The organism is Shigella sp. FC1967 (assembly GCF_001743005.1).
GTDB lineage: Bacteria > Pseudomonadota > Gammaproteobacteria > Enterobacterales > Enterobacteriaceae > Proteus.
The window spans coordinates 1-3,172 of the sequence record NZ_MIIZ01000800.1 but is presented as its reverse complement, the minus strand read 5'-3'; the positions used below and the strand labels follow the sequence as shown (position 1 = coordinate 3,172).

The window sequence follows — 3,172 nt, the reverse complement described above, 5'->3', positions numbered from 1 at the left end:
TTATTTATTTTATGTTTTATATTTATCTTTTCTTCTATTATCACTAAGTAAATTTACCCATTCCATATTTATTTATCCTAAATCATATTGAATGAGTTTTAAGTTAAAGTTATAAAAAAAATAAACACAATATGAATCGTGTTTATTTAATTAGATAAAATACATTTTGTGAGATAACTCGAAAATATTATTAACAAAATAAAATAATAATAATTAGTTATTATTTATTATTTTGAGCAAATGCTGCTAATAAATGTAAAGCCGAAGAGTAATAATCTGTATCTTTACTTAAATCAACATCTTCAATAGGTATTTTCATCGTTAAATCTCTCACTGCCATCATACCAGGAGTAAGGTTATATTCAGCGCGCTCTTGAGCATCAATACTTACCCAAGCAGGGGTTTTATAACGATCAAATTGCTGCCAATACTGCACAAAAGGTTGTAATGCTAATTCATCATGTGCCCAAGCTAAATAAAGCGGAATACGTATTGCATCAAAGCTAAATCGAGCGGGCCATTTTTCACTCGGCTCAATCTTTCCATCTGGAAACAAACTTACCCAGTCTGAAGGTAATTGATATTCACCAAATCGCATATTTCTAAGTAAAGACTGGCTATCATTAATTAACGCTTTCCAACGAACATCTTTACTTGTGCGGTAAAAATCTTTCCAGGCAGGAAAAATAAAATAGGATGGATTAATAATAATTTCTTCTGGCGTTTTAAAACCATTAATACCAGGTAAAAGCACAGTATAATTTTTAGCCTTAACTAACATATGTTCCAAAATAGCATGTTGAATAGAATCAGAAGCTGAAAGGTAGCTTTCATCATTCCATTTCTCACCCGCTTTTAATAATGCCCACGCAATTAAGATATCACCATCTGTTGCATTATTAGGATCTGGGGTGTGTTCACTATTTTCTGGTTCATAACGCCATTTAAATAAACCTAAATCACCACGATAAAGAGAAGCGGCGGTCCAATGCCATAACTTTTTAAATGTTTCATGATCATCACTCATCACCGCCATTAACATGCCATAACCTTGACCTTCAGAGTGCGAAATATTTTTGTTAGCGCTGTCTATAACTCGCCCATCATCCTTAATATAGCGCTCTTTAAACTGTTGCCATCCTACTTGAGTATCTGCTGCCTGTATTGGGGGAGAAACCATAAACAACAAACCTAAAATAAAAAAGGCAGAAAATAGATAATTACAACGAGATAAGTGTCTAAAAGACATTGCCTTCTCTCCTGCTATTGCCGACCGTCATCTTATTTCGGTCGGCATATTGCATATTATTTCAATATAAACTCAAAAGATAGCGGCTATCTTTTGTGCTTCACTTACTTTATTTTCTTCTATGACTTCTGTTTTGGGTAACAATGTTTTTTCACAAAAGTCCTGCATCCAAGCAGTAAATTCCTCTTTTAACGCCAAATTATGTATGCCATATTCAACAAAGGCTTTCATATACCCTAACTTATTACCGCAGTCATGTGATTTCCCCACTAAGGTATATGCTTCAGCAACTTCTTTTTTCAATAATAAATCAATCGCATCTGTTAATTGAATTTCACCACCGACACCCGCAGGTAAACCATCTAATAATTCCCAGATAGCTTCAGAAAAAACATAACGGCCAACAACAGAGAGATTAGAAGGTGCATCTTCAGGATTGGGTTTTTCCACGATACGACGAATAGGCGCCCAATTGCCTTGAGGACAGAAAATTCCCTCACAATCTACAACACCATATTGGTGTACTTGGCTCATTGGTACTGGTTCAACCATGATTTGGCTACGTTCTGTTTTTTTAAAAACGTTTTATCATTGCCGATAAATTATCATGTTGAGGATCGCAATAATGTGAATTTAATAAAACATCAGGTAATAAAACAATAAATGGATTATTACCAATAACGGGGCGTGCACAGCAAATTGCATGACCTAAACCTAAAGCATGGCCTTGGCGAATTTGGATAATTTTGACATTATCAGGACATATTGAACGCACTTCTTCTAATAATTTATTTTTAATACGCTGTTCCAGCATATTTTCTAATTCAAAGCTGGTATCAAAGTGATCCGCAATTGAATTTTTAGAAGAGTGAGTCACTAAAATAATTTCCTCAACGCCTGCCTGAGCACACTCTTCAACAATATATTGAATTAAAGGGCGATCAACGATAGGTAGCATTTCTTTAGGAATTGATTTCGTTGCAGGTAACATACGAGTACCTAATCCAGCAACAGGGATAACCGCTTTCATCATAATAAAATCCTCTAATAGATATTTATCTAAAACTAATATTTAATATTATTTTAAACTTACACTTATATTTCATCAGGAATACGTAATTATATTTAAAAAAACAGTTATCTCCCTCTCCAATTAAAAAGAGATAACATTATTTTTATATATTTTTATTTGAAAATAACTTTCTATTTAAAAACCAGAATAAAACCCATATTTATTACCACCCATTTCTTTTATGGAGTAAAGTGTTTTATCCGCAGATTTTAATAATTCAGATAATGTTTCTCCATCTTTAGGATATTCAGCAATACCTAAACTAATTGAAGGAGTTAACATAAAATCTGAGTTAATATTGATGGGCTTTTCCATTAATTCCCAAAGTGATTCTATTATTTCTAACAAAATCACAGAACAAGAACGTAATCCTTTAGGGAAAAGCACAGCAAACTCATCACCACCAAGCCGCCCACAATAGACTTGATTTTTTTTCTAATTGTGATAAACGTTTTGATATTTCACACAATACTTTATCACCTACATGATGTCCGAATTGATCATTGATAGATTTGAATTTATCGCAATCTATAATACCAATACAAAATGAAGAAGGTTGTGAAATATTTAATCGTTCATTTTCAATTTTTTTCAACAATACTTAATCGATTAGATATTCCAGTTAATGAATCAATATAGCTTTTATTAAATAATTCATTTCTTAACTCTACCTTATCAGTAATATCCAAGCTAATAAACACATAATGAGAAATTAGATTATTTTCATCAAACACAGGGATAATACTCATATCTTCCCATATATCTTTTTGTGTATTGCTAATTCTTTTTGGCTTCTAATCGATATACTCCATTATTATCATTTACACAACAATTTGATTTTGATTATCATC

3 protein-coding genes and 2 pseudogenes are annotated in these 3,172 nt (G+C 32.2%); all 5 read right to left on the bottom strand.

The window, feature by feature from the left end; genetic code table 11:
- Positions 1–220: 220 nt before the first annotated feature.
- The 5 genes and pseudogenes from BHE89_RS13325 to BHE89_RS25755 all read right to left on the bottom strand — a co-directional run bounded on the left by BHE89_RS13325 (position 221) and on the right by BHE89_RS25755 (position 3,070).
- Positions 221–1,249, bottom strand: a complete 1,029-nt coding sequence (locus BHE89_RS13325) for a glycosyl hydrolase family 8 (RefSeq protein ID WP_069367381.1) — start codon at positions 1,247–1,249, stop codon at positions 221–223.
- Positions 1,250–1,321: 72 nt separating this feature from the next.
- Positions 1,322–2,282, bottom strand: a pseudogene (gene galU / locus BHE89_RS13320) (UTP--glucose-1-phosphate uridylyltransferase GalU).
- A gap of 174 nt (positions 2,283–2,456) precedes the next feature.
- Positions 2,457–2,729 (bottom strand): annotated as a pseudogene (locus BHE89_RS25765) (diguanylate cyclase); the annotation flags it as partial.
- Positions 2,719–2,916: a diguanylate cyclase domain-containing protein gene (locus BHE89_RS25760; protein WP_286146123.1), complete on the bottom strand. Its 198-nt coding sequence runs from the start codon at positions 2,914–2,916 to the stop codon at positions 2,719–2,721. The pseudogene BHE89_RS25765 and the gene BHE89_RS25760, both read right to left, overlap by 11 nt.
- Positions 2,903–3,070 (bottom strand): hypothetical protein, encoded by a 168-nt coding sequence (locus BHE89_RS25755; RefSeq protein ID WP_286146122.1) that lies wholly within the window; start codon positions 3,068–3,070, stop codon positions 2,903–2,905. Before BHE89_RS25755 ends, BHE89_RS25760 begins: the two co-directional genes overlap by 14 nt.
- Positions 3,071–3,172: the final 102 nt, after the last annotated feature.